The sequence below is a fragment of the Bradyrhizobium sp. CCGB20 genome, assembly GCF_024199855.1.
Lineage (GTDB): Bacteria > Pseudomonadota > Alphaproteobacteria > Rhizobiales > Xanthobacteraceae > Bradyrhizobium.
On the sequence record NZ_JANADN010000001.1, the window covers coordinates 5,317,586 to 5,342,843 of the forward strand.

The 25,258-nt window shown below is 63.9% G+C and carries 27 protein-coding genes and 1 tRNA gene; 8 read left to right on the forward strand and 20 right to left on the reverse strand.

All coding sequences use genetic code 11. The features are described 5' to 3' along the window. Nucleotides 1-2: 2 nt before the first annotated feature. The 17 genes from nuoK to NLM15_RS24755 form a co-directional block, all read right to left on the reverse strand. Nucleotides 3-311, reverse strand: coding sequence for an NADH-quinone oxidoreductase subunit NuoK (gene nuoK, locus NLM15_RS24675; RefSeq protein ID WP_008547737.1), 309 nt, complete (start codon nt 309-311; stop codon nt 3-5). Continuing rightward, nucleotides 308-946, reverse strand: coding sequence for an NADH-quinone oxidoreductase subunit J (locus NLM15_RS24680; protein WP_254120044.1), 639 nt, complete (start codon nt 944-946; stop codon nt 308-310). Before NLM15_RS24680 ends, nuoK begins: the two co-directional genes overlap by 4 nt. A 9-nt stretch (nt 947-955) precedes the next feature. Further along, nucleotides 956-1,450 (reverse strand): NADH-quinone oxidoreductase subunit NuoI, encoded by a 495-nt coding sequence (gene nuoI, locus NLM15_RS24685; RefSeq protein WP_014494864.1) that lies wholly within the window; start codon nt 1,448-1,450, stop codon nt 956-958. A gap of 7 nt (nt 1,451-1,457) precedes the next feature. Continuing rightward, entirely contained in the window at nt 1,458-2,525 is a 1,068-nt protein-coding gene (gene nuoH, locus NLM15_RS24690; protein ID WP_254120045.1) for an NADH-quinone oxidoreductase subunit NuoH, read from the reverse strand. Nucleotides 2,526-2,529: 4 nt separating this feature from the next. Further along, entirely contained in the window at nt 2,530-4,605 is a 2,076-nt protein-coding gene (gene nuoG, locus NLM15_RS24695; protein WP_254120046.1) for an NADH-quinone oxidoreductase subunit NuoG, read from the reverse strand. 5 nt (nt 4,606-4,610) lie between these two features. Beyond that, nucleotides 4,611-5,936: an NADH-quinone oxidoreductase subunit NuoF gene (gene nuoF, locus NLM15_RS24700; RefSeq protein ID WP_254120047.1), complete on the reverse strand. Its 1,326-nt coding sequence runs from the start codon at nt 5,934-5,936 to the stop codon at nt 4,611-4,613. Nucleotides 5,937-5,951: 15 nt separating this feature from the next. After that, nucleotides 5,952-6,152, reverse strand: a complete 201-nt coding sequence (locus NLM15_RS24705) for a hypothetical protein (protein WP_254120048.1) — start codon at nt 6,150-6,152, stop codon at nt 5,952-5,954. Further along, a complete protein-coding gene (nuoE, locus tag NLM15_RS24710) occupies nt 6,152-6,763 on the reverse strand; it encodes an NADH-quinone oxidoreductase subunit NuoE (protein WP_254120049.1) in 612 nt (203 codons plus the stop codon). Before nuoE ends, NLM15_RS24705 begins: the two co-directional genes overlap by 1 nt. A 10-nt stretch (nt 6,764-6,773) precedes the next feature. After that, nucleotides 6,774-7,736 carry an FkbM family methyltransferase gene (locus NLM15_RS24715; RefSeq protein WP_254120050.1) on the reverse strand — a complete coding sequence of 321 codons (963 nt, stop codon included), beginning with the start codon at nt 7,734-7,736 and terminating at the stop codon, nt 6,774-6,776. After that, complete coding sequence (locus NLM15_RS24720) at nt 7,736-8,932, reverse strand: NADH-quinone oxidoreductase subunit D (RefSeq protein ID WP_254120051.1); 1,197 nt, start codon at nt 8,930-8,932, stop codon at nt 7,736-7,738. The genes NLM15_RS24715 and NLM15_RS24720 overlap by 1 nt, the downstream gene beginning before the upstream one ends. A 2-nt stretch (nt 8,933-8,934) precedes the next feature. Continuing rightward, the gene (locus NLM15_RS24725) at nt 8,935-9,546 is read right to left on the reverse strand and encodes an NADH-quinone oxidoreductase subunit C (protein WP_254120052.1); all 612 of its coding nucleotides are present in this window, start codon (nt 9,544-9,546) and stop codon (nt 8,935-8,937) included. Between the two features lie 11 nt (nt 9,547-9,557). Continuing rightward, complete coding sequence (locus NLM15_RS24730) at nt 9,558-10,145, reverse strand: NADH-quinone oxidoreductase subunit B family protein (RefSeq protein WP_254120053.1); 588 nt, start codon at nt 10,143-10,145, stop codon at nt 9,558-9,560. Beyond that, a complete protein-coding gene (locus NLM15_RS24735) occupies nt 10,136-10,501 on the reverse strand; it encodes an NADH-quinone oxidoreductase subunit A (protein WP_008136158.1) in 366 nt (121 codons plus the stop codon). The genes NLM15_RS24730 and NLM15_RS24735 overlap by 10 nt, the downstream gene beginning before the upstream one ends. Before the next feature lie 248 nt (nt 10,502-10,749). After that, entirely contained in the window at nt 10,750-10,983 is a 234-nt protein-coding gene (locus NLM15_RS24740; RefSeq protein ID WP_254120054.1) for a hypothetical protein, read from the reverse strand. Beyond that, nucleotides 10,980-12,116 (reverse strand): PepSY domain-containing protein, encoded by a 1,137-nt coding sequence (locus tag NLM15_RS24745; RefSeq protein WP_254120055.1) that lies wholly within the window; start codon nt 12,114-12,116, stop codon nt 10,980-10,982. The genes NLM15_RS24740 and NLM15_RS24745 overlap by 4 nt, the downstream gene beginning before the upstream one ends. A 22-nt stretch (nt 12,117-12,138) precedes the next feature. After that, complete coding sequence (locus tag NLM15_RS24750) at nt 12,139-14,391, reverse strand: TonB-dependent siderophore receptor (protein ID WP_254124400.1); 2,253 nt, start codon at nt 14,389-14,391, stop codon at nt 12,139-12,141. A 172-nt stretch (nt 14,392-14,563) separates the two neighbouring features. Beyond that, entirely contained in the window at nt 14,564-15,079 is a 516-nt protein-coding gene (locus NLM15_RS24755; RefSeq protein WP_254120056.1) for a MarR family winged helix-turn-helix transcriptional regulator, read from the reverse strand. A 184-nt stretch (nt 15,080-15,263) separates the two neighbouring features. Here NLM15_RS24755 and NLM15_RS24760 point away from each other — a divergent pair, with 184 nt between their 5' ends. The 4 genes from NLM15_RS24760 (at nt 15,264) to NLM15_RS24775 (ending at nt 18,391) form a co-directional block, all read left to right on the forward strand. After that, nucleotides 15,264-16,454, forward strand: coding sequence for an aromatic ring-hydroxylating dioxygenase subunit alpha (locus NLM15_RS24760; protein ID WP_254120057.1), 1,191 nt, complete (start codon nt 15,264-15,266; stop codon nt 16,452-16,454). Nucleotides 16,455-16,515: 61 nt separating this feature from the next. Continuing rightward, the gene (locus NLM15_RS24765; protein WP_254120058.1) at nt 16,516-17,808 is read left to right on the forward strand and encodes an MFS transporter; all 1,293 of its coding nucleotides are present in this window, start codon (nt 16,516-16,518) and stop codon (nt 17,806-17,808) included. A 143-nt stretch (nt 17,809-17,951) separates the two neighbouring features. Then, complete coding sequence (locus NLM15_RS24770) at nt 17,952-18,155, forward strand: hypothetical protein (RefSeq protein ID WP_254120059.1); 204 nt, start codon at nt 17,952-17,954, stop codon at nt 18,153-18,155. A 159-nt stretch (nt 18,156-18,314) separates the two neighbouring features. Further along, a tRNA-Asp gene (locus tag NLM15_RS24775) sits at nt 18,315-18,391 on the forward strand. Nucleotides 18,392-18,586: 195 nt separating this feature from the next. On the opposite strand, the gene NLM15_RS24780 is transcribed toward NLM15_RS24775, so the two are convergent. Both NLM15_RS24780 and NLM15_RS24785 read right to left on the reverse strand, forming a co-directional pair. After that, nucleotides 18,587-20,455, reverse strand: a complete 1,869-nt coding sequence (locus NLM15_RS24780) for an acyltransferase family protein (protein WP_254120060.1) — start codon at nt 20,453-20,455, stop codon at nt 18,587-18,589. 159 nt (nt 20,456-20,614) lie between these two features. Further along, nucleotides 20,615-20,791: a hypothetical protein gene (locus NLM15_RS24785; RefSeq protein WP_254120061.1), complete on the reverse strand. Its 177-nt coding sequence runs from the start codon at nt 20,789-20,791 to the stop codon at nt 20,615-20,617. Between the two features lie 441 nt (nt 20,792-21,232). On the opposite strand from NLM15_RS24785, the gene NLM15_RS24790 reads away from it, so the two are divergent. The 3 genes from NLM15_RS24790 (at nt 21,233) to NLM15_RS24800 (ending at nt 23,759) form a co-directional block, all read left to right on the forward strand. Next, complete coding sequence (locus tag NLM15_RS24790) at nt 21,233-21,532, forward strand: HU family DNA-binding protein (protein ID WP_254120062.1); 300 nt, start codon at nt 21,233-21,235, stop codon at nt 21,530-21,532. A 138-nt stretch (nt 21,533-21,670) separates the two neighbouring features. After that, the gene (gene pepT / locus NLM15_RS24795) at nt 21,671-22,921 is read left to right on the forward strand and encodes a peptidase T (protein WP_254120063.1); all 1,251 of its coding nucleotides are present in this window, start codon (nt 21,671-21,673) and stop codon (nt 22,919-22,921) included. 7 nt (nt 22,922-22,928) lie between these two features. Beyond that, on the forward strand, nt 22,929-23,759 hold the full coding sequence (locus NLM15_RS24800; RefSeq protein WP_254120064.1) for an alpha/beta fold hydrolase: 831 nt from the start codon (nt 22,929-22,931) through the stop codon (nt 23,757-23,759). Between the two features lie 2 nt (nt 23,760-23,761). On the opposite strand, the gene NLM15_RS24805 is transcribed toward NLM15_RS24800, so the two are convergent. Further along, the gene (locus tag NLM15_RS24805; protein ID WP_254120065.1) at nt 23,762-24,652 is read right to left on the reverse strand and encodes a hypothetical protein; all 891 of its coding nucleotides are present in this window, start codon (nt 24,650-24,652) and stop codon (nt 23,762-23,764) included. A 377-nt stretch (nt 24,653-25,029) separates the two neighbouring features. Here NLM15_RS24805 and NLM15_RS24810 point away from each other — a divergent pair, with 377 nt between their 5' ends. After that, nucleotides 25,030-25,242 carry a hypothetical protein gene (locus NLM15_RS24810; RefSeq protein ID WP_254120066.1) on the forward strand — a complete coding sequence of 71 codons (213 nt, stop codon included), beginning with the start codon at nt 25,030-25,032 and terminating at the stop codon, nt 25,240-25,242. Nucleotides 25,243-25,258 lie beyond the last annotated feature (16 nt).

Consider the following 25,258-nt stretch of genomic DNA (forward strand, 5'->3'; position numbering starts at 1 on the left):
GCTCAGCCCTTCATCAGATTGACGTCCTCAACCGCGATCGAGCCGCGGTTGCGGAAATAGACCACCAGGATGGCGAGACCGATCGCGGCTTCCGCAGCCGCAACCGTCAGCACCAGCAACGCGAAGACCTGGCCGACGATGTCGCCGAGGAAGGTCGAGAACGCCACGAGGTTGATGTTGACCGAGAGCAGGATCAGCTCGATCGACATCAGGATGACGATGATGTTCTTGCGGTTCAGGAAGATGCCGAGGATCCCGAGCGTGAACAGGATCGCGCCGACCGCCAGATAATGTCCGAGCCCGATCGTCATTTCACCCACTCCGCCGCGTCGGCATCCGAGAGCCCCTGCCCCGGCGCCACCTTGCGCATCGCCATCGCCATCTCAGGCGTGCGTGCGTTCTGAACGTTGATGTCCTGCCGCTTCACGCTCGCCTTGTGGCGCAGCGTCAGCACGATGGCGCCGATCATGGCGACCAGCAGCACCATGCCCGAGAGCTGGAAGTAGTGGATGTACTTCGTATAGAGCACGAGCCCGAGCGCCTCGGTGTTCGAGACGTTGGTCGGGATCGGCGCCGTGATCGTCTTGCTCACGGTCGGGTTGATGATCCAGGCGCCGACGGTCAGCAGCAGCTCGAACAGGAAGATGCCGCCAATCACGAGACCAACCGGCAGATACTGAATGAAGCCCTCGCGCAGCTCGACGAAGTCGACATCGAGCATCATGATCACGAACAGGAACAGCACCGCGACCGCGCCGACATAGACGACGATCAGGATCATCGCCAGGAATTCGGCGCCCATCAGCACGAACAGGCCGGAGGCGTTGACGAAGGCCAGGATCAGGTACAGCACGGAATGCACGGGATTGCGCGAGACAATCACCATCACCGCCGAGGCGACGCAGATGCCGGCGAAGAGATAGAAGAACAGCGCGGGAAGGATCATGCTCTCATCTCACCGGTACGGCGCGTCGAGCTCGATCGCTTTCGCGATCTCGCGTTCCCAGCGGTCGCCATTGGCGAGCAGCTTGGCCTTGTCATAGAACAGTTCCTCGCGGGTCTCGGTCGCGAACTCGAAGTTCGGACCTTCGACGATGGCGTCGACCGGGCAGGCCTCCTGGCAGAGGCCGCAATAGATGCACTTCACCATGTCGATGTCGTAGCGCACGGTGCGGCGGGTGCCGTCGTTGCGGCGCGGGCCGGCCTCGATGGTGATGGCCTGCGCCGGGCAAATGGCTTCGCACAGCTTGCAGGCGATGCAGCGCTCTTCGCCGTTCGGATAGCGGCGCAGCGCATGCTCGCCGCGGAAGCGCGGCGAGATCGGGCCCTTCTCGAAGGGATAGTTCAGCGTGGGCTTCGGCTGGAAGAAATAGCGCATGGCGAGGAAGAACGCCGAGACGAATTCCGACAGCAGGAGCGAGCGTGCAGTGGCGTTGACATTGATACCCATGACGGCCTCACTTCGGCGCGATGCCGGCGAAATGCAGCACGCCGGCCACCACGATCACCATCGCCAGCGACAGCGGCAGGAACACCTTCCAGCCGAGGCGCATCAATTGGTCGTAGCGGTAGCGCGGCACGATCGCCTTTGCCATCGCGAACAGGAAGAACATGAAGAACACTTTGAGCGAGAACCAGATGATCCCCGGCACCCAGTTGAAGGGCGGCAGGTCCACCGGCGGCAGCCAGCCTCCGAGGAACAGGATCGTGGCCATCGCGCACATCGTGACGATCGCGACGTACTCGCCGAGCATGAACAGCAGATACGGCGTCGAGCCGTATTCGACCATGAAGCCGGCGACGAGCTCGGATTCCGCTTCGACGAGGTCGAACGGCGGACGGTTGGTTTCCGCCAGCGCCGAGACGTAGAAGATCACGAACATCGGGAACAGCGGCCATACATACCAGTTCAGGATGGTGAGCTGCGGCAGCCCGATCAGGCTGGCAAGGCCGCGCGCGTGCTGGGCCTCGACCACCGCCGACAGGTTCAGCGTGCCGGCGCAGAGCAGCACCGTGATGATGACGAAGCCGATCGAGACTTCATACGACACCATCTGCGCCGCCGAGCGTAGCGCCGCCAGGAACGGGTACTTCGAGTTCGACGACCAGCCGGCCATGATGATGCCATAGATCGACAGCGACGAGATCGCGAAGATGAAGAGGATGCCGACATTGATGTCGGAGATCACCCAGCCGAGATTGGTCGGGATCACCGCCCAGGCCGCGAGCGCGAGCACGCACGAGACCAAGGGGGCAAGGAGGAACACACCCTTGTTGGCGCCGGCCGGGATGATCGGCTCCTTGAGCACGAACTTGAGCAGGTCCGCGAAGGACTGCAGCAGGCCCCAGGGGCCGACCACGTTCGGGCCACGGCGGATCTGCACCGCCGCCCAGATCTTGCGGTCGGCGAGCAGGATGTAGGCGATCGCGACCAGCAGGACGACGAGCACCAGGACGCTCTGCGCGACCATGATGATCAGCGGCCAGAGGAAACCGGTCCAGAATGCGCTTTCGAAGAATTCCATCGGCTCACTCCGCTGCGGTCAGCATCTGCCCGGAGGCAAGCCGCGAGCATTCCGCCATCACGGCGGACGCACGCGCGATTGGGTTGGTCAAATAGAAGTCCTCGACGAGGGCCCTGAACGGCGCCTTTTCGGGCGAGCCGCCCTTCCCCGCCAGCTTCTTGATCTGGTCGGCCGAGCCGCCCTCGATCTGGTCGAGACGGATCAGATGCGGCACGGCCTTGAAGATCGCCTGGCGCAGCGCGGCAAGCGAGTCATAGCCGAGCTTCTTGCCGAGCGCTTCCGAGAGCGCGCGGACGATCGCCCAGTCCTCGCGGGCTTCACCCGGCGGGAACGCGGCACGGCCGGTCATCTGCACGCGGCCTTCGGTGTTGACGTAGATCGCGGACTTCTCGGTGTAGGCCGCGGCCGGCAGGATCACGTCGGCGCGATGCGCGCCGCGGTCACCATGGGTGCCGATATAGACGACGAAGGTGCCGTCCGACGGCTTGATCTCGTCGGCGCCGAGCAGGAACAGCAGGTCCAGCGTGCCGAACGTCGTCATCTGCGCGGCGTTCAGGCCTCCGCTCGTGGCGGAGAAGCCGATATCGAGCGCACCGACGCGCGAGGCGGTCTCGTGCAGCACGCCAAAGCCGTTCCAGCCGTCCTTCACCGCGCCGACATCGAGCGCGAGCTTGGCGGCGGCGGCGAGGATGGCGGCGCCGTCGTGACGCGAGGCCGCGCCCGCGCCGACCAGGATGATCGGGTTCTTGGCGTTCTTCAGCACGTCCATGAAGGAGTGCTTGCCGGCCGCGAGCTCGCCGAGCGTCTCGGTGCCAGCGCCGAGATGGTCGTAGTCGTAGGTCAAATCGGCCTTGGCGCCGATCACGCCGACCTTGAAGCCGCCGGCGCGCCAGCGCTTGCGGATGCGGGCGTTGAACACGGCCGCTTCCTTGCGCGGATTGGCGCCAATGATGAGCAGCGCATCGGCCTGCTCGACACCCACCAGCGTCGGATTGAAGATGTAGGAGCCGCGGCCGAGCGCGGGATCGAAGGCGTCGCCGCCCTGCACCGCCAGATTGCCCGAGCCGTACTTGGCCAGCAGGTCCTTCAGCGCGAACATCTCCTCGACACCGGCGAGGTCGCCGGCGATCGCGCCGATGCGCTTGCCGTCGGTCCGACCCGCCTTGGCGGCGATCGCGGCGAAGGCCTCGGGCCAGCTCGCGGCACGCAGCTTGCCGGCCTCGCGGATATAGGGCCGGTCGAGGCGCTGGGTGCGCAGGCCGTCGACGATGTGGCGGGTCTTGTCGGAGATCCACTCCTCGTTCACGGCCTCGTTGATGCGCGGCAGCACGCGCATCACCTCGCGGCCGCGGGTGTCGACGCGGATGGCCGAGCCGAGGCCGTCCATGACGTCGATCGACTGGGTCTTGCCGAGCTCCCACGGGCGCGCGGCGAAGGCATAGGGCTTCGAGGTCAGCGCGCCGACCGGGCAGATGTCGACGAGATTGCCCTGCAATTCCGACGTCAATGCGTGCTCGAGATAGGTCGTGATCTCCATGTCCTCGCCGCGGCCGGTGGCGCCCATCTCGGGGGCGCCGGCGACTTCCGCCGAGAAGCGGACGCAGCGCGTGCACTGGATGCAGCGGTTCATCGAGGTCTTGACCAGCGCGCCGAGATATTTGTCCTCGACCGCGCGCTTGTTCTCGGCGAAGCGGCTGGTGTCGACACCGTAGCCCATCGCCTGGTCCTGCAGGTCGCACTCGCCGCCCTGGTCGCAGATCGGGCAGTCCAGCGGATGGTTGATGAGAAGGAATTCCATCACGCCTTCGCGTGCCTTCTTCACCATCGGCGAACGCGTCGAGATTTCCGGCGGCTCGCCCTTGGGGCCCGGACGGCAGTCGCGCACGCCCCAGGCGCAGCTCGCGACCGGCTTCGGGCCGCCCTTCACTTCAACGAGGCACATCCGGCAATTGCCGGCGATCGACAGCCGCTCGTGATAGCAGAAGCGCGGAATCTCGGCGCCGGCCGCCTCGCACGCCTGAAGCAGCGTGTATTCGGCGGGGACATCGATCTCTTTGCCGTCGATGATGAGCTTGGTCATTCTTCCTACTCCGCCGCGACCATGTTCACGGGATCGCGGACGCCGATATCGTCGATGTCGGCCTTGTGCGAATACTGGTCGATGCGCGCTTCGATCTCGTGACGGAAATGCGCGATCAGGCCCTGGATCGGCCACGCGGCTGCGTCGCCGAGCGCGCAGATGGTGTGGCCCTCGACCTGCTTGGTGACCTCGAGCAGCATGTCGATTTCGCGCTTGTGGGCGCGGCCCTCGGCCATGCGGGTCAGGACGCGCCACATCCAGCCGGTGCCCTCGCGGCACGGCGTGCACTGGCCGCAGCTCTCATGCTTGTAGAAATAGGAGATGCGGGCGATGGAGCGGATCAGATCGGTCGACTTGTCCATCACGATCACGGCCGCGGTGCCGAGGCCCGAGCGCAGCTTGCTCAGGCTGTCGAAATCCATCGGCGTGTCGATGATCTGCTCGGCCGGCACCATGCGCACCGACGAGCCGCCGGGAATCACGGCCTTGAGATTGTCCCAGCCGCCGCGGATGCCGCCGCAATGCTTGTCGATCAGCTCACGGAACGGAATGCCCATGGCTTCTTCGACGTTGCAGGGCCGCTCGACATGGCCGGAGATGCAGAACAGCTTGGTGCCGACATTGTTCGGACGGCCGATGCCGGCGAACCACGCCGCGCCCCGGCGCAGGATGTCCGGCGCAACCGCGATCGACTCGACGTTGTTGACGGTGGTCGGGCAGCCGAACAGGCCGACATTGGCCGGGAACGGCGGCTTCAGCCGCGGCTGGCCCTTCTTGCCTTCGAGGCTTTCGAGCAGCGCGGTTTCCTCGCCGCAGATGTAGGCGCCGGCGCCGTGCGCGACGTAGATGTCGAACGGCCAGCCGTTGACGTTGTCCTTGCCGACCAGCTTGGCCTCATAGGCCTGGTCGATCGCGGCCTGGAGGTGCTCGCGCTCGCGGATGAACTCGCCGCGGACATAGATGTAGCAGGCATGCGCGTTCATCGCGCAGCTCGCGATCAGGCAGCCCTCGATCAATAGATGCGGATCATGTCGCATGATCTCGCGGTCCTTGCAGGTGCCGGGCTCGGACTCGTCGGCGTTGACCACGAGATAGCTCGGCCGGCCGTCGGTCGATTCCTTCGGCATGAAGGACCACTTCAGGCCGGTCGGGAAGCCGGCGCCGCCGCGGCCGCGCAGGCCCGACGCCTTCATCTCGTTGATGATCCAGTCGCGGCCCTTGTCGATGATGTTCTTCGTACCATCCCAGGCGCCGCGGCGCCGCGCACCCTCGAGCCCCCAATCGTGGAGGCCGTACAGGTTCTTGAAGATGCGGTCCTTGTCCTCGAGCATATCAGTGCTTTCCGATCAACGAATGGACTGCTTGTAGGCAAGTCCGGCGGCGCAGACGGCGAAGGTCAGCGCCCAGAGCAGACTGGTCTCCAGCGACGCGTTCATCATGAAACGCTGCAGCAGGAACATGAAGGCGGCCGCGACCGCGGCGTGCATGGCGACGAAGCCCCATTTCTTCACGGCCTCGTTCCCTCCAATTGCGGGGAGATCACGCATCAGGTGATCTCCTTCAGCGTGGTCGGCCCGCCCGTCGGCGCCGAGAACTGGCGGCCGTTCTGCGGACCGGGCTTGGGCGGATTGCCCGAAGCAAAGCCGTCGAGCACCTTGCCGAAGCTTTCCTTGGTCAGATCCTCATAGGTGTCCTTGCCGATCAGCACCATCGGCGCGTTCACGCAGGCACCGAGGCACTCCACCTCTTCCCAGCTGAAATTGCCGTCCTTGGAGAGATGGAAGGGCTCGTGATGAATGCGGTGCTCGCAGACGTGGATGAGATCCTCGGCGCCGCGCAGGCGGCACGGCGTGGTGCCGCAGACCTGGACGTGGGCCTTCTTGCCGACGGGTGCGAGCTGGAACATCGTGTAGAAGGTCGCGACCTCGAGCACGCGGATATAGGGCATGTCGAGCATGTCGGCGACGACGCGGATCGCGGCTTCCGACACCCAGCCGTCGTGCTGTTCCTGGACGCGCCAGAGGATGGCGATGACGGCGGAGGCTTGCCGGCCGGCCGGATATTTCGCGATCTGCTGCTTGGCGAACGCGAGGTTCTCCTCCGTGAACGCAAAGCTCGCGGGCTGGACTTCCTTCGGTGCTAATCGGCGAACGGACATCTCTTATCTCTCACTGCATACGGCGCGCGGTTTTCGCATTCAGGGCTTCGATCCTGTCCTGCCAGAACGCGCTTGCGGTGCCGAAAACGTTGTAGCCGACGTGGGTCGAGACCTTGATGCGGTCGAGGATCGACAGCTCGGTCACGGTCTCCATCCGGTTGCTGCGCGGATCGAACACGATCAGCTTCAGCGGGGTCTGTTCGAGGATGTAGCGCGACACGGCGTGGCTGCGGTCGCTGCCGTGCTCCTCGCACATGATGACGCTGTCGGCCTGGAGCAGCCGGGCGCCGCCCTTGATCGCCTCGATCTCGACGCCCTCGACGTCGAGCTTGATCAGGTATTTGCCGCTGGCAGCGACCTTGCCGTCGTCGATGAGGTTGTCGAGCGCAATCACCGGCACCTCCTCGCCGCCCGCCGACGCATCGCCGGCAATGCTGAAGGCCTCGTGCTTGGTGCCGGACAGCCGCGCGGTGCCACGGCTGGCGCCGATGGCGCATTTCATGGTCTCGAAGCGATTGCCGTTGACGCGCGCATTGTTGGCAAGCTTCGGGTAGTTCTGTCCCGACGGCTCGATCGCGATCGCCTTGTGCGAACCGAACGGCTTGCTCGACACCAGCACCGACCAGTAGCCGTAATTGGCGCCGCAATCGAGCAGCGTGTAATCGACGTCGATGGAGTCGGCGAACAGCAGTTCCAGCTCGTCTTCATAATTGTAGGAGCGGTTGAGCAGCTTGCTCCAGTAGCCGTCGCCGTAAGGAAACTCGAACACGGCGTCGGGGTTGAGCTTGATCGCGATGTTGCGCTTGGGCAGCGTCTTCGCCAGCAGATTGGCGCAGGCGATGTAGCCCATGTGCGAAAAGTGCGACGAGATCTTCGATCCCGTCACCAGCGCCAAGGCAGCCGTCCGCTCCCACAGGTTGGCCCCTTCAAGGGCCCCCGAGGCACGGTCAAACTGGATTGGCGCCTGCGCCATCACCGATCGACCTCTCCGAACACGATGTCGAGCGAGCCGAGGATCGCCGAGACGTCGGCGAGCAGATGGCCCTTGCAGATGTGATCCATCGCCTGAAGATGCGCAAAGCCCGGCGCGCGGATCTTGCACTTGTACGGCTTGTTGGTGCCGTCCGAGATCAGATAGACGCCGAACTCGCCCTTCGGCGCCTCGACCGCGGCGTAGACTTCGCCGGCCGGCACGTGGACGCCTTCGGTGTAGAGCTTGAAGTGGTGGATCAGCGCTTCCATCGAGCGCTTCATCTCGCCGCGACGCGGCGGCGCGACCTTGTTGTCCTCAACGACGACGGGGCCCTTGCCGTCAGGCGCGTTCAGCTTCTGGATGCACTGCTTCATGATGCGCACGGACTGGCGCATCTCTTCCATGCGGATCAGGTAGCGGTCGTAGCAGTCGCCGTTCTTGCCGATCGGAATGTCGAAATCCATCTCGGCGTAGCATTCATAGGGCTGCGACTTGCGCAGGTCCCAGGCCGCGCCCGAGCCGCGCACCATCACGCCCGAAAAGCCCCACTCCCAGGCTTCCTTCAGCGGCACCACGCCGATGTCGACGTTGCGCTGCTTGAAGATGCGGTTGGCGGTGAGGAGGCGGTCGAGATCGTCCACGACCTTGAGGAACGGATCGCACCAGGCCTCGATGTCGTCGACCAGCTTCTGCGGCAGGTCCTGATGCACGCCGCCGACGCGGAAGAAGGCTGCGTGCATGCGGCTGCCCGAAGCGCGCTCGTAGAACACCATCAGCTTCTCGCGCTCTTCGAAACCCCACAGCGGCGGGGTCAGCGCGCCGACGTCCATCGCCTGCGTGGTGACGTTCAGAAGGTGAGAGAGAATGCGGCCGATCTCGCAATAGAGGATGCGGATCAGCTGGCCGCGGCGCGGCACCTCGATGCCCAGCAGCTTTTCGGCCGCAAGACAGAAGGCGTGCTCCTGGTTCATCGGCGCGACGTAGTCGAGGCGGTCGAAATAAGGGATCGCCTGGAGATAGGTCTTCTGCTCGATCAGTTTTTCGGTGCCGCGGTGAAGCAGGCCGATATGGGGATCGACGCGCGCGACGACTTCGCCGTCCAATTCGAGCACGAGGCGCAAAACGCCGTGGGCCGCAGGATGCTGCGGTCCAAAGTTGATGGTGAAATTGCGAAGCTGTTCAGGTTGCTCGTTCATGATCAGGCCTTCGGTCCCGCCTTCTCGTCACCGGGAAGCGGATAGTCCGCCCCTTCCCATGGCGAGAGGAAATCGAACTTGCGGAATTCCTGGTTGAGCCGGACCGGCTCGTACACCACCCGCTTCTCCTGGTCGTCGTAGCGGACTTCGACGAAACCGGTGGTCGGGAAATCCTTGCGCAGCGGATGGCCCTCGAAACCGTAATCGGTGAGGATGCGGCGCATGTCGGGGTGGCCGACGAAGAACACGCCGTAGAGATCGTAGGCCTCGCGCTCGAACCAGTCCGCGCCCGGAAACACGTCGATCAGCGACGGAACCTGCGTGGTCTCGTCGGCCTGGGCCTTGAGCCGGATCCGCGTGTTCAGGGTCGGTGACAGGAAGTGATAGATCACGTCGAAGCGCTTCTCGCGCGACGGATAGTCCGCGGCCGTGATGTCCGTGAAGTTGATGAAGCGGCACTTCGGATCGTCGCGGAGGTACTTGACCACCTCGACGATCTTGCTGACCTCGACGTCGATCGTGAGCTGGTTGAAGGCAACCGTGTGACCGGTGGCGGCGCCCGGAAGCGCGCTAACGATCGTCTGCCCCAGGGCGTCGAGCTTGGCGTCGTCCATGACGTAAAACCTTAGCGTTCGATGGTGCCGGTGCGGCGGATCTTCTTCTGCAGCAGCAGCACGCCGTACAGCAGCGCTTCCGCCGTGGGCGGGCAGCCCGGCACGTAGATGTCGATCGGCACGATACGGTCGCAGCCGCGCACGACCGAGTAGGAATAGTGATAGTAGCCGCCGCCATTGGCGCAGGAACCCATCGAGATGACGTAGCGCGGCTCGGGCATCTGGTCGTAGACCTTGCGCAGCGCCGGCGCCATCTTGTTGGTCAGCGTGCCCGCGACGATCATCACGTCCGACTGGCGCGGCGAGGCACGCGGGGCGAAGCCGAAGCGCTCGACGTCGTAGCGCGGCATCGACACCTGCATCATCTCGACCGCGCAGCAGGCGAGGCCGAAGGTCATCCACATCAGCGAGCCGGTGCGGGCCCAGGTGATGAGGTCGTCGGTCGCGGCCACGAAGAAGCCCTTGTCGGACAGCTCGGAGTTGACCTCGAGGAAGAACGGATCATTGGCGCCGACCGGCCTGCCGGTCGACGGATCGAGGATGCCCTTGGCGGCCGGCGCAACAACCGGACCGGTGGACGTTGCAGGGTTCAATCCCATTCCAGTGCCCCTTTCTTCCATTCATAGGCGAACCCGACCGTCAGCACGGCGAGGAACACCACCATGGACCAGAAGCCGGTCGCGCCAAGCTTGCCGAACGCCACCGCCCAGGGAAACAGGAACGCCACCTCGAGGTCGAAGATGATGAAGAGGATGGCGACCAGATAGAAGCGGACGTCGAACTTCATGCGGGCGTCGTCGAAGGCGTTGAAACCGCACTCATACGCCGACAGTTTTTCCGGGTCCGGCTGCTGGAACGCCACGATGAAGGGCGCGATCAGCAGCACGAGGCCGATGAGGCCCGCTACCCCTATAAAGACGACGAGTGGAAGATAGTTCTGCAGAATGCCGCTCATTGACGAGCCCTTTTTCCCGCAGCCTCGGGACAGCCACGGATTCGTCCAGTTTGGAATTGTTCTGAGCCTTAGCGCAGTGCACCAATGGGCGCAAGACACGCTCTTTTTAGGCCCTTTGCCGCCCCCACAGCGGTGAAAATCCCGGAATCACCCCGCGGCTGGTATGGAGCAGATCGCAGAATCCGACAAGGGCGGCCACAGTTTTGCAGGGCAGCCGCCCGCAGATTGCGGCGCAAGGGCCGAGGCCGCTATTTGCCGCGTATCGTCCGCGAAAATTGCCCGGTTTTTTGGGTCCGGCAGCGCACCCAAACCCAGACAATGACCAGCACCGGGGCGCCGACCGTCACCCAGGCGACATACTGGCCAACCGTTCCCCAGAGCAGCGCGGCCAGCAGGCCGGTGGTGGTCGCGGCCGCGAGCAGGATGGGTGCCGCAAAGACACGTATCCACAGGCGCGAACGGTCAGAGGAGCCATGCATCACGACGGGACCGGGGTCCGTCTGGCGAATGCGTTGGCTCTGGCGGGCGCACGCTTGCGCCGGCGTGCCAGCCAGAGGTAGAGGCCGCTGCCGATCACAATGATCGTGAGAATGTCGAGCATGGCCCAGATCACCTTGAGCGGGATCCCGCCATAGTCGCCGAAATGCAGCGGCTGCGAGATCAGGAGCGCCTGCAGATAGACCGGCAGCGCCCGGCTGTCGGCGACCTCCCCTGTTTCGCCGTCGAGCAGGACCGGCTTGAGGAGCCGCGCCGTCAGCGCCGTGTCGCCGCGCATGAAGGCGGCAAAGTGGTGCGAGGAGGTGAAGGGCGTGCCCGGGAACGCGATGAAGGCGACCTCCATGCCGGGAGCCGTCTGTCTGGCCCGCGCGACGACGTCATCGAGCGAAGCCAGGTGCGCGGGCGGCGGCTTGCCGGCATAGGGCGCGACCATGCTGGCGAGCTCGGTCGCCTTCCACTGGTTGAGCATCAGCTCGGCCCAGGTGTTGACGACGCCGGTCAGCCCAACCACCAGCGCCCAGGCCACCGTCACGACACCGATCAGATTGTGCCAGTCGAGCCAGCGCACGCGCCGCGAGGCGCGATCGCGAATGGTGGCAAAGCGCAGACGGCGGGTGAACGGCCAATACAGCACCACGCCGGAGATGATGGCGATTGCGAACAGCAGGCCCATTCCGCCCAGGAACAATTTCCCGGGCTGACCGGCAAACATGTCGGTATGCAGCTTGAGCATGATCAGCATCGGCCCGATGCCGACCGGTCCGAGCAGCTTGGTCGACACCGCGTCGAAGGCACGCACGGTCGTGTTGTCAGGCAGCCCGTCGACGGCGCTGTTGGTGAACGCGGTGACGATCCCGGGCTCGTCCTTGTCCCAGGAGATATATTGCAGCACGCGGCCGGGATCGGCGGCGAGCGCGGCGTCGGCGACCGCCTGGGTCGTCGCACGCGCCGCGCCCGCATGAGCTTCGGGCTGGGGGGCATAGCCCAGGAGCTCATCGATCTCGTGATGGAAGATCAGCGGCAGGCCGGTCAGGCAGAGCAGGAGCAGGAAAACGGTCGAGATCAGGCTGGTCCAGGTGTGGACCACGGACCAGAGCCTGACCGTGCGCGCCTTCACGAAGCCCTCCCCTCGCCCATGCTCACCATTTGTAGGAGACGCTGGCGGTGACGCGCCGGCGGTCGCCGTAGAAGCAGGACGTGGTCCCCGCGCAGCTCGCGACGTAGATCTTGTCGGTCAAATTGATCACGTTGATGGCCGTGCGCCAGTTCTGCCATTCGTAGTGGACCGCGAGGTCGCCGAGCACCACCGCGGGAACCTCGAGGGTGTTGGCGGGGTCGGCCCAGGAGGAGCCGACATAGCGCACGCCGCCGCCGAAACCAAATCCTTCGAGCGGCCCGTCCTTGAAGGTGTAGTCCGCCCAGCCAGAGACCAGCATCTCGGGCGTGTTGGTCGGCGTCTTGCCGACCAGTGCCGGATTGAGGTCCCTGCTGGTGAAGAGATGGTACGCCGTGAAGGCGCCGATGAACTTCAGCTCCTTCGTGGCATTGGCCACCGCTTCGAGTTCGATGCCGCGCGAGGTCACTTCGCCGGTCTGGTTCTGCAGCGTGGTGATGACCGGATCGGTGGTCGGCACGTTCTGGCGCTTCAGATCGAACACCGAGGCGGTGAAGTAGCCGTCGAATCCCCTGGGTGCGACCTTCACGCCAATCTCGGCCTGCTTGCCGGTCTCCGGCACGAACAGCTGGTTCTGCGCGTTGAGACCGATGATCGGATTGTAGCTCGTCGCGTAGGAGATGTAGGGCGCGATGCCGTTGTCGAAATTGTAGATCAGGCCTGCGCGGCCGCTGAACTGGCTGTCGTTATTGCTGGCGATCGTCGCGCCCGTGTCGCGAGCGGCCTGCGTCGTCTCGACCCAATCATTACGCCCGCTCAGCACCAGCGTGAAATTACCGAGCTTCATCTGGTCCTGGAGATAGGTGCCAGCCTGCTTCTGCGTGATCAGGAAGTTGCGGAACGGGGGGCCCGTGAGCGGGACATTGATGCCGTAAACGGGATTGAAGACGTTGATCGGCGGAACGGTGCCGAAGTTGAAGGCCTGATAGTCGTCGATCTGGTAGCCCTTCAGGTCGACGCCGAACAGCATCGTATGCCTGACGGGACCGGTGTTGAAGCGGTACTCGAGCTGGTTGTCGAGATTGGCCTGGTTGGCGGTGTCCTTCGCATACCAATTGTAGCGGCCCATGGTGGCCGTATTGATGTTGTCCCAGCCGTTGCCGATGTAGCCCCGGTAAGTCAGATCGATATGGGCGAAGCGGGCATTTTGCCGGAACGTCAGATCGTCGGTGAGATTGCGTTCGAACAGGTAGCCGAGCATCTCCTGCTCGCGCGTGAACTTGTCGACACTGGGATCGCCGACGAAGAAGCTGGTCGGGATCTTGCCGAACGGCGCGTTGGTCACCGTGCCCTGGTACGGCAGGAAGTTGATGCCGCGGGTGTCTGTCTTCGACGCCGAGGCGAGCACCGTGAAGGAGGTGTCGGCATCCGGCTTCCAGGTGAAGGACGGCGCGATGAAGTAGTTGTTGTCCGGCGTGAAGTCGACCTGCGTGCCGCCGTTCCTGACCTCGCCGACCACGCGATAGAACAGCTTGCCATCCTGCGGCTGCGTCGCGATGGGACCACCGACATCGAAGCCGACATAGGCGTTGCCGAAATTGTTGACGCCGGTCTCGATGTAGCGGATCGGCTCGGTCGGCGGCATCTTGCTGATGACGTTGACGATGCCGCTCGGGCTCGATCCGCCATAGAGCACAGCGGACGGACCGCGCAGCACCTCGACCCGCTCCATGTTGAACGGCGGAATCCGCCAGCTCGCATAGGCCGTGTAGAACAGCTGCATGCCGTCGAGGAACAGACCAATGTCGTCGGACTTGAAGCCGCGGATCAGCCACCAGTCATTGCGCGTATCGGCGCCGAAAGTGCCGGCACGCACGCCTGCGGTATAGCGCAAGGTTTCGTCGAGCTTCATCGCCTTCTGGTCGCGGATCTGCTCGGCGCCGATCACCGACACCGACTGCGGCGTCTCCATGATCGGCGTGTTGGTCTTGGTGCCGGACGAGCTGCGGCCCGCGACATATCCGTTCACCGGACCGCGCGGCGTCTCGACGAAGCCGACATTGCGCTGCGGCTGCGGCCTGTTTCGATTGGCGGTCTGCACAGACCGCCGCGGCGCGGTGCGCACGGCGGCGGTGGGCGCACGGCGGCGTGCTTCCGGCGCGTTCACGGTCACCGCCGGCAGATTTTGCGCGCCGCTTTGCGTCGACGATTGCGCAAGCGATGCCTGCGGCACCAATACGAAAGCGGACGCGGTCGCCAGGACGGCTGACCGCAGCATACGAAGACTGTTCACCGCGCACCCCAAGATGTCTGTTTTGCAGCGTCATGCCGTCGTTCCCCCAACGGCAAGCGCTTGCAACGCTTAGGTGAGCGCGCGCGAATTCCCTAATTGAAAGGTTCTTAGAAAGACTCTTAGAATCGATCCAGTATTTCCGGAGATTTCCAAGAGATCAGCGCGGAACTTTCTCGGCCTCGAGCATCTTTTCGGCTGTCGCCGTGAGACGGTCGATCTGCGCCAGCAGCGTCTCGAACTCGTCCTTGCTCAACTGTTCCAGCAATTGCCGATTGCGCTCCTGCGCGCCTTCGACGATCGCATCATGCGCGGCGAGCCCTGCCGCGGTCAGTGAGACCAGCACCTCGCGACTGTCCTTCGGGTTCGCCGATTTCGCGATCAGCTTGCGCGAGACGAGTTCCGCGAGGGCGCGGCTGATCTGGCCCTTGTCCTGGCCGACGGCTTCGGCGAGCCGCGCCACGCTCATCGGGGGACGGCGGCCGAGCGAGGCGACAAGACCGAACTCGACAGAGGACAGTCCGGCGAGGCGCTTGTAGCGCAGGATCGCGCCGCGCTTGAGCAGGTTGGCAAGCACCATCAGCCGCGACGACAGCATCACGGTGATCGGCGCCGGCGAGTGACTTTCGTCCGCATCGGGCGACGCGTGCCCGTCCCTGCTCGATGTCTGGCTCATGATCCACCTCTGCCAAGAAAGCCAGGGCGTGCCAAGTCTTGGTAGCGCAACCTCCCCAACCACTTCCGAATGCGATTAAGAGGCATTTTGAAATATCGTTGACATTGTCATCGATCTGCCCTTGACTGTGCCAACACGCGAAGATGACCGGGTCACCAAGGCCCGACGGCGCGGGAGGAACCGTATGACCATGACCCAGCGGGATCGCGATCTCGGCACCGGCTATGCAATGAAGCCGGCGCACACGCGCACCGAGCTCACCTCGGTGACGCGCGGCACACCGATGGGTGAGCTGCTGCGCCGCTACTGGCATCCGGTCGGCCTCGTCAGCGACGCCACCGACACGCCGAAAAAGCTGCGCGCACTCGGTGAGGATTTGATCCTGTTCCGCGACAAGCACGGCCGCGTCGGCCTCTTGCACGCCCGCTGCTGCCATCGCGGCACCACGCTCTATTACGGCAAGGTCGAGGAAGACGGCATCCGCTGCTGCTATCATGGCTGGAAGTTCGACACCGAAGGCCATTGCCTGGAGCAGCCCTGCGAGCCCGATGGGGGACAGTTCAAGGACAAGGTGCGCCAGCCCTGGTACCCGGTCGAAGAGCGCTACGGGCTGATTTTCGCCTATATGGGCCCGGCCGAGAAACGCCCGGTGCTGCCGGCTTACGAGTGCCTCGAAAACATGGACGACGGCGAGTTCGTCGAGGCCGACGATTCCTCGATCGGCGGTGGCGGGCCTGCGGTCATCCCCTGCAACTGGCTCCAGCATTTCGAGAACGTGGTCGATCCCTATCACGTGCCGGTGCTGCACGGCTCGTTCTCGGGTCCGCAATTCACCAACATGATGGCCTCGATGCCGGAGGTGAAGTTCGACAAGACACCGCGCGGCATCGCCGTGCGCTCGATCCGCAAGCAGGACGACGGCAAGGTGTTCTATCGCGTCACCGAGGCCGCCCTCCCCACCTTGCGCGTCGTGCCGAACCCGCGCGTGGCGCAATTTGCGCGCGTCGAGTCGATCGGCTGGACGCTGCCGATCGACGACACGTCCTTCCGCATCTACGTCGCCGGCCGCGTCAAGACCTCCGGCGACATCGGCCGCATGCGTTCGAAATTCAACGGCAAATTCTGGTGGGACATGACGGAGCAAGAGCACCAGCAATTCCCGGGCGATTACGAGGCCCAGGTCGGCCAGGGTCCGCAGACCATCCACTCCGAGGAGCATTTCGGCCAGAGCGACCGCGGCATCCTGATGATCCGCCGCATGCTGGGCGAGCAGCTGGAAGCGATGGAAGCAGAGCGCGATCCGATCGGCGTCTCGTTCGACACGAATGCCGCACCGGTCGAATTCGAAGCGGGGAATTACATCCGCGACGCGTGACGCAGCCAGCTTCAAAAAAGCTGGACCGACCAAGATAACAAAGACAAATTGGGGGGATGCGATGGTCGATGTGACGTCACAAGTGTCGGTGCAGACAACCGCCGCGGCAAAGCCCCCGGCGCGGCGCTATTACGTGCTGGGCCTGCTCACCATCATCTATGCGCTGAACTTCCTCGACCGCACGATCTTCAACGTCCTGATCGAGCCGATCAAGAAGGAGTTTCAGCTCAGCGACACCATGATGGGCCTGCTCGCAGGCTTCGGCTTCGCGCTGTTCTACTCCCTGCTCGGCATTCCCATCGCGCGGGTCGCCGACCGGCTCAACCGGCGCAACATCGTCGCGGTCGCCTTCGCGTTCTGGAGCGCGATGACGGCGCTGTGCGGGGCGGCTTCGAGCGTAACCTCCTTGGCACTTGCCAGAATCGGCGTCGGCATCGGCGAATCCGCGGGCTCGCCGGCCTCGCAATCCATCGTCGCCGACCTCTTTGCCAAGAACGAGCGCCCGCGCGCGCTCGGCATCTACGCCATCGGCACCTATCTCGGCGTCTTCCTCGGCTATTTCGTCGGCGGCTACGTCAACCAGCACTATGGCTGGCGGATGGCGTTCTATGTCGCCGGTCTGCCCGGCATCCTGCTCGCTGTCATCCTGTGGCTGACGATCTCCGAGCCGAAGCGCGGCGCGATGCAGGAGAGCTTTGTGCCCGAGCCGCTGGGGCCGACGCTGGGCTTCCTGGCCTCACAGCGGAGCTTCATCATCGTCCTGATCGGCTTTTGCCTCACCACCTACACGAACTACGCCACAGCAGCCTGGATCCCGCCGTTCCTGGCACGCGTGCACCATCTGTCGAGCGCCGAGATCGGCACCTATGCCGGCACCTTCAAGGGGCTCGCCGGCATGGCGGGCACCCTGCTCGGCGGCTTCGTGGTGGCGCAAGTGAGCCGCCGCGACGACCGCTGGAAGCTGTGGGCGCCCGCGATCACCTCCGGGCTCGCCGGCCCGGTGTTCGCGCTGTGCATGCTGACGCAGGATTTCGCGATGATGGTCGCCATGCTGGCGCTGACCTCGTTCCTGGTCGGCTTTCATCTCGGGCCGATCTTCGCGATCGCGCAGACGGTGGCCAAGCCGAGCATGCGGGCGCTGGCCTCCGCGCTCATCGCGCTCACCGCCACCTGCTTCGGCCAGGGCGTCGGCCCGCTTGCCGTGGGCATGGTCAACGACGCCCTGAAGGGCACCTATGGCGCGGACGCCGTGCGCTATTCCCTGCTCTCGGCGGCGATCACGACCACGCTCGGCGCTCTCCTGTTCGTCCTGGCTGCCCGCACGATCCGGAACGACATCGGCCGGGCTGCTTGAGCCCCTCGTCGCGGGGCAAGCCCCGCGAAACCAGCCAAGCGTAGAAATGAAACCATTTTGCGGAACCCGCGAAACCATCCGGAAACAGATGGTCCCTAGAAGATGAGCCCATAGACGACGGCAAAGCCCGTCGGGAGGCTCAGATGAACCACTCAATTCACTCTGCTGATCGTGCGACCCACCTGAAGATCGTGGTGGTGGCGCTGGTCGCTGGTATCCTGGTCGCCGGCTTCGGGATCGCAGCCCGCACCAATGCCGATTACAGCCAGACCGCTCAATCGACCCATGTGATCAAGGCCGGCAAGCCGGTGGTTGTGACCAGCGCGGGTACGTCCGAGATCCGCTGACCGGCGATGTTCCGGGCAGACCAGTGGCCGCCTCGGGGCGGCCTTTTCGTTTTCCAGCGCTATACTTAGCTGAGGCGCCTCGGCGTAGCGCAACGTCCTTGACTTCACCAAGCCCCGCCTTTAAGTCCCCCCTCGTTCCGCGCGCTTCGAGCGAACCACGCGGGAGTAGCTCAGTTGGTTAGAGCGCCGGCCTGTCACGCCGGAGGTCGCGGGTTCGAGCCCCGTCTCTCGCGCCATTTATGGCGGAATATCAATGTCTTACATTCAGACCGAAACGGACCTTTAGCCGTCCTGTCCAAGGTAGGCCGGGGACCTTGGGCTTTTAGCCGGCGCGCAGGCAGGGCAAGCAGAAGAAAAGTTAGACCTGTTTAGCCAGTGAACTGAATTTGAGCCCCACCGAGCCCGCGCCGGCGGGGCTCTTTTCTGCGTTTCTACCTCTCGTAGATGCCAGCAGTTCGACCGAGGACCTTGTCTATTACCGCAGCCACAAGCAGGATGGACGTTGGCTCTCGGAGGTGAACGCCGTCGCTATAGGCCAGATCGCTCGCTCCTGGTCCGCTGCGCGTCAGACATCCGCTCGCATCGCACAGGGCGTCCCACGCTGAGATGAACTCCGCGCCGAGCGGCTCGAGCTGCCGCCGCATGGCGGCGTCCTGCCAGTTCCGAAGCAGACCATCAGCAGACCTTTCTGGGATCAATTCCTGATGCCGCAGATAGTACCAAAGTACCTCAGTCGGCAGACCGCGCCGCCAAACAGGAACCCGCCCTAGGACTACTATGCGCGCGTGAGTACGTCGTTTTAGCGCCGCGACAAGATCAGCGACGCCGTCGAAATTGATCCCCCAATTTGCGTGCAGCAGCACGATCGCTGGATCGAGCCCTGCCGCCATCTCCAGCACTCTCACATTGTTGTCGCGACACGCTGGCGGACCATCGAGTGCAGGCAGACATGAGTTTGCGGTGAACTGTGCAAGACCGAATTTACGCGTCTCCTGGGATTTTCGCAGTCCGGGCACCAGCGCGCCGGCGGTCGAGTCCCCCCACAACAAGATCATCGGGTGCTTGCCGCGGTCGACGCATGTCGCGGCGAAGGTGGTTTCGCGTCCGAGATCCAGAAGGCATTCACCGATGCGCCACGTAGTCGCGTCGGTGGTGACGGAAGCGATCGCCCGCACCTGTGACGGCAGTCGGGCGTCGAATCCGTTCCACCGAACCACGACAATGCCCGCGGCCGCAATCACGACCATACCAGTAGCCAAGCCACCGATTTTGAGCGTAGGAGAGCGACCAAAGCGGATCGGAATCTCGATCACCCGATAAGTGGCCCAACCCAGAAACACGCTCAGACAGACGATTAGCCCGCGCTCGATGTCCGTCACCGGACTCGTCTTGACCATCGCGGCGAAGACGAGAAGGGGCCAGTGCCAGAGGTAGTGCGGATAGCTGATCAAGCCGAGCCACACCATCGGCCTGCTCGAAAGGATGACGCGGCACCCCCACGCACCGGGCGCAGAGAGCAGCAGCATGGTGCCGGCAACCGGTAGTGCGGCCCGCCAACCTGGGAAAGGAACGGAGCTATCGAAGAGCCATGCCGCCACGCCGATCAACAAGATGCCGGCTAGCGCGCGACTATCGTGCCCCCTGCCCTCGCCTGTTTCAGGCCAACCCAGCGCCAGCGCCGCGCCCGCCAGCAGCTCGAAGGCCCGGGTGAAGGGAAGATAGAAGGTCGCAACTGGATGGGTCCCGACCATCGCCAGGTTCAGCGCGAATGAAGCTGCAGCGATAACGAGCGTGGTTCGGAATATGCTCGTGCCCAGTCGTGCAGCGATTATCAGGACCAGCGGCCAAACGAGATAAAACTGCTCCTCAATACCGAGCGACCACAAATGCAGAAGCGGCTTCTTCGCAGACTCGACGTCGAAGTAGCCCGATTGCACCATCAGAGCGATGTTCGCTGAGAACGCCGCGCTCGCAAAGGTGTCGATGCCGAGCTGCCGATAGGCGTCGGGGAGCATGAACCTGTAGCCAAGGATCAGTGTGACGACGAGCACCACCAGAAGAGCCGGAAAAATTCGCCGCACGCGCCGCGCGTAGAAGCCGGCGAGGCCGAAGCTGCCGCTGCCGATGTCTCGAGCGATGATGCCGGTGATCAGGTATCCGGAGATTACAAAGAAGATATCGACGCCAACGAACCCGCCGGGAAGTTCCGAGGGAAAGGCGTGATACAACACGACCAGAGAGACTGCGATCGCTCGAAGGCCATCAACGTGTGGCCGGTAGACGCCTTCTTGATTGCCCATGCCCCAGCGCAGCGACGGCGCCCCTAGAAACATCTGGCAATAAAGCGCACCCGATGCGTGTCTGCAACCTTTCGGCAAGGCGTTTAGCTGATGATATTGCAGCTCGGACCAGGCCGCCTCGAAAGCCTCGCGCGCGGCTTCGAAGTTCCCGGCGACTCCCTAATGATGCATTCCCCGCGCCATGCCGGGATACAAGCCGACAGACCATACCCATTGATCGGCATGCACAGGTACGCCAGCGCGTTCGCCGATGGTGCCGACGCGGACATCGCCGAAATAGACGTGCCAAGTCTCTTGGTGCGGATTGTCGGAACGGCGGCGGGTCAGCTCGGTCACGGCGGCTAGATTAGAAGCCTATCGAGAGGTCTTGGTTCGTCGGCGTGGAAAGGGGCGCGCGCCAATCCTGCGGCCGCATATGGGGCGGGATGGCGGCCGTGGAAGCACCTTGGACTTTGGTATTTCTTAGGGCCGATTCCGCCTGCTGCAAGTCCAAGGTGGCCCTGATCGGACTGGTCCGGAACTCGGGCCTGTCACGCCGGAGGTCGCCGGTTCGAGCCCCGTCTCTCGCGCCATTTTGGCAATCCCTTCATAGCCTTAGCCGAGCTTCTCAAGGTCCTGCGTGTCTGCGCCGGCCATTATCGACATTTGTCGGCGGACCCGCGGCATAGTCAGCCGGCGCCCGAATCGTCTAGGCCTGCCAGCACCAAGAGGATCCCCTCACTTTTCTCGCCTTTTTCGGGGTTTCCCCTGCCGTTGCACAATCGAGGAAGGCCAGACATGGCAAAAAAGGCCGCCGCCCCCGCCACCATCACGCTCAAGCACCTCGCCGCCGGCATCGCGGAGAGCCAGGACCTTTCGAAGAAGCACGCCGAGGCCGTCCTGACCGATATGGTCGATTTGATCACCAGGCACCTCAAGAAGGGCGACCGCGTCCGCATCGTGGGCCTGGGCATCCTCCAGGTCCGCAAGCGGGCCGCCCGCACCGGCCGCAATCCCGCGACCGGTGAGGCGATCCACATCAAGGCCAGCAAGAAGGTCGCGTTCCGCCCGGTCAAGGAGCTGAAAGAGGCGATCTAGCAGCTTACCTTTCGTTAAGCCCGATTCAGCGTCGTCCGGCCGCAACGCGGCCCGCTTTTCTGGTATACCGCCAGCTTCCCCAAGCCTTGCTTCCTCACAAGCCTTGCTTCCTCAAAAGACCCGGTGGTTTGACCAGAAATGTCCTCCCTCACCTTCACGCATACTGTGACCGAGCGCTTCCTGCGCTACGTCACCATCGACACCCAGTCCGATCCGGAATCCCCCAGCTCGCCCTCGACCGAGAAGCAGAAGGATCTCGGCCGCGTGCTCGCCGCCGAGCTGAAGGCCATGGGCGTCGCGGATGCGCATCTCGACGATTACGGTTACGTCTACGGAACGATCCCGGCCAACACCGACAAGAAGGTGCCGGTGATCTGCTTCTGCTCGCACATGGACACCTCGCCCGACGTGACCGGCAAGGACGTCAAGCCGCAGGTGGTGAAGAACTATCGCGGCGGCGATATCACGCTGCCCCGCGACACCAGCCAGGTGATCCGCTTCACCGAGCATCCCGCGCTGAAGAACCAGATCGGCAACGACATCATCACCACCGACGGCACCACGCTGCTCGGGGCCGACAACAAGGCCGGCGTCGCCGAGATCATGGATGCCGCGTACTTCTTCATCAACAACCCCGATGTGAAGCACGGCACCATCAAGATCCTGTTCACGCCGGACGAGGAGATCGGCCGCGGCGTCGACAATGTCGACCTCAAGAAGCTTGGGGCCGATTTCGCTTACACCATGGACGGCGAGAGCGCCGGCAGCGTCGAGGACGAGACCTTCTCGGCTGACGGCGCCACCATCACCATCAACGGCGTCAGCGCCCATCCCGGCTATGCCAGGGGCAAGATGGAGCACGCGATCAAGATCGCGGCCGCCATCGTCGAGCGCCTGCCGAAGGAAGGCTGCTCGCCCGAGACGACCTCGGGCAAGCAGGGCTTCCTGCATCCGATCGGCATCGACGGCGCGCTGGAGCAGGCGACGCTTTCCTTCATCGTGCGCGACTTCACCGAGGAAGGGCTGAAGGAGAAAGAGCTGCTGCTCGAGAACATCGTCAAGGACGTGATGAAGGACTATCCGCGCTCGACCTACAATTTCGAGGTCAGGGAGCAGTACCGCAACATGAAGCAGGTGATCGACCGTCACCCGCACATCCTCGAATACGCCATCGAGGCGATCCGCCGTGCCGGCCTGCGCCCGATGCGCACCGCGATCCGCGGCGGCACCGACGGCTCGCGCCTCTCCTTCATGGGCCTGCCCTGCCCCAACATCTTCGCCGGCGAGCACGCGTTTCATTCACGGCTCGAATGGGTCAGCCGGCAGGACATGGAAAAGGCGGTGCAGACCATCGTCCACCTCGCGATGATCTGGGAGGAGAAGGCGTAGCGCGATCATGCGACACATTGCATCTGGTCGCGCCGGGCTTGCGGCCGAAATCGCTGGCGACGGCACCGCTGTCGTCTTTCTTCATGCCAACGTGTGCGACCGTCGCATGTGGCGCGCCCAATTCGATGGGATGAGTGCCACCCACAAGGTGGTCGCTTATGACCGGCGCGGATTTGGCGAAACGCGCGCCGAGGCTGAAGACTTTTCTGCCCTCGCAGATCTCGTGGCGGTGCTGGAGACGACCGCAGGCGGCAAGCCTGCTATCCTCGTTGGCTGCTCCGTCGGCGGCCGGATCGCGCTTGATGCCGCCGTGCGGCATCCATCGCGTGTTGGCGCTCTCGTTCTGATTGCCCCCAATGCCGCGGGTGCGCCCGATCCGGTCTATACCCCCGACATCGAGACGCTGATGATGCAATCGAAGGCGATCGAGGCATCTGGCGATCTCGATCGGTGGAACGCAATGAAGGCGCGCCTCTGGCTCGACGGACCGCTGGCTCCCGAAGGCCGCGTCGCCGGGCCCGCGCGCGATCTGCTGCTTGATATGAACGGCATCGCGCTCCGGTCCCCGCCATTCGGATCGGACGTTGATATTCGCCCCTTCTTCCATCGGCTCGGTGAGGTCGCGGTGCCAACCCTCGTCATCTGGGGCGACCTCGATTTCCCCTACGTACAGGAACGCTGTCGCCACATCGTCGCGACAATCCCGGGCGCAGAAGGCCATGAAATGTCGGGCGTGGCCCATCTTCCCAGCCTGGAGCGCCCGGCTGATATCACCGCTCTCATCGCCGACTTCGCCAGCCGGCGTGCTGGGGTGCAGGTCGCGCCCGCACCCCGATAAGCTTACGGCACCGGCATCGCGCGTGGCGTGCGATGGAAGCGGTTCGAGCTCACGATCCAGTTCGGCAGCGGCTCGCCATCGCGATGCCGTCCGCCGGCAACAGCAGCCGCCCAAGCTACCACGGCCCCGATCAGAGTTGCGGCTGCAACCGAGAATGCGAGGATGATCGAGCTATGCCGCGCGCGGTTGATCGCCGTCCTGGAGTCCGCAATCGCAGCATCGACCCGGCGCTCGGAGTCTGGGCCAGTCAATCCCGTCAACGCCGTAACCTGCTGTACGAGATAAGTTCGATCGTCGCTGCTGACGCCGCCATGGCTCGACGACGTCATGAGGATGCGTCCGGCTTCCGCGCGGGTTTCCCTGAGATCGGCGGGAGGCCGCCTTGGCGCGCGGAACAGCTTGTCCAGTTCGTAGCTCAAAAGCGGCTCGGCTGCGGTCGCGTTGCCTGTCGAAGTCCGTGCGGGAGAGCGGTCAATGGCAGCCGTGCCGAGAAACGCGAGGAAAACGCCACCGATCAACACGGCAAGCGCCCATGACATCAGGCCATGGAGCCCATCCCATCGCTCGCCATCGTCATCGATGGCCGAAACTGCGTTCGCCTGACGCGTGGTACGGCCGGCGATATAGCCGCCAAAGCCGAAACTGGCGACTGCTTGAAGGATCAAATACAACCCCGAAAGAAGCGCCAGCGCGGCTGATGCATCGCGCCATGTGGGCGACGTCGAGCTGATGCCGAGCCCGACAGCGACGCCAAAGCTCACCAGGATGAAGGACAACGCGGCGGCCGCGAATGCGCCTGCAACGATAGAACTCCAATGGATGCGCCAGCGGTCTGCGGCGACCGGCAGACGATTTTCGATGACTTCGTCCTGCACGAAAGCTTCGATGGCCATATCAGCTCTCTCAACGCAGGCCGAACAATGACAAGATCGCCATGATCACCACGATCAGGCCGACGAGATAGATCAGTCCGTTCATAGTCCGTCCTCCTCAGATGTTCCTGCTAATGAGGAGCGATGAGGAACGTTCCTAATTTCGCCGATCGCGCGGAACGAACCCGGGGGACGCGACTTGTACATTCAAGTCCCAAGGATGAAGACGTGAGCACAAAAGGCCTCAGCCGGTCAGCCCCGGCTGGGGCCTTTCCTCATCTGTGGCAGCCCTGATCTGCGGCAGCCCTGGCTGCCCCTTTCCTGTCGTATGTTAACGACACGGGCGCCGCGATCATCAAAGATGCGATCGGGCAGAACCTCCAGATCGGGAGCGCCGTGTGGATCGCAGAACCGCGTGCCTGCATCAGGCGGATGCATTCCGGGAGAAGGCCATCGCCGATCCCGAGCACCACGACGAGTGGATCGACGAAGCCATCAAATGGCTGGAGCAGGCGATGGAAGCGAGCTTCCATGCCGCCATTACCGTGGAGGCCGACGAGACCCTCCAAGTTCGGGAGTTCGTCTTCCGCCCCACTCGCCTGCATGGCTAAATCGTGAAGCGGACCG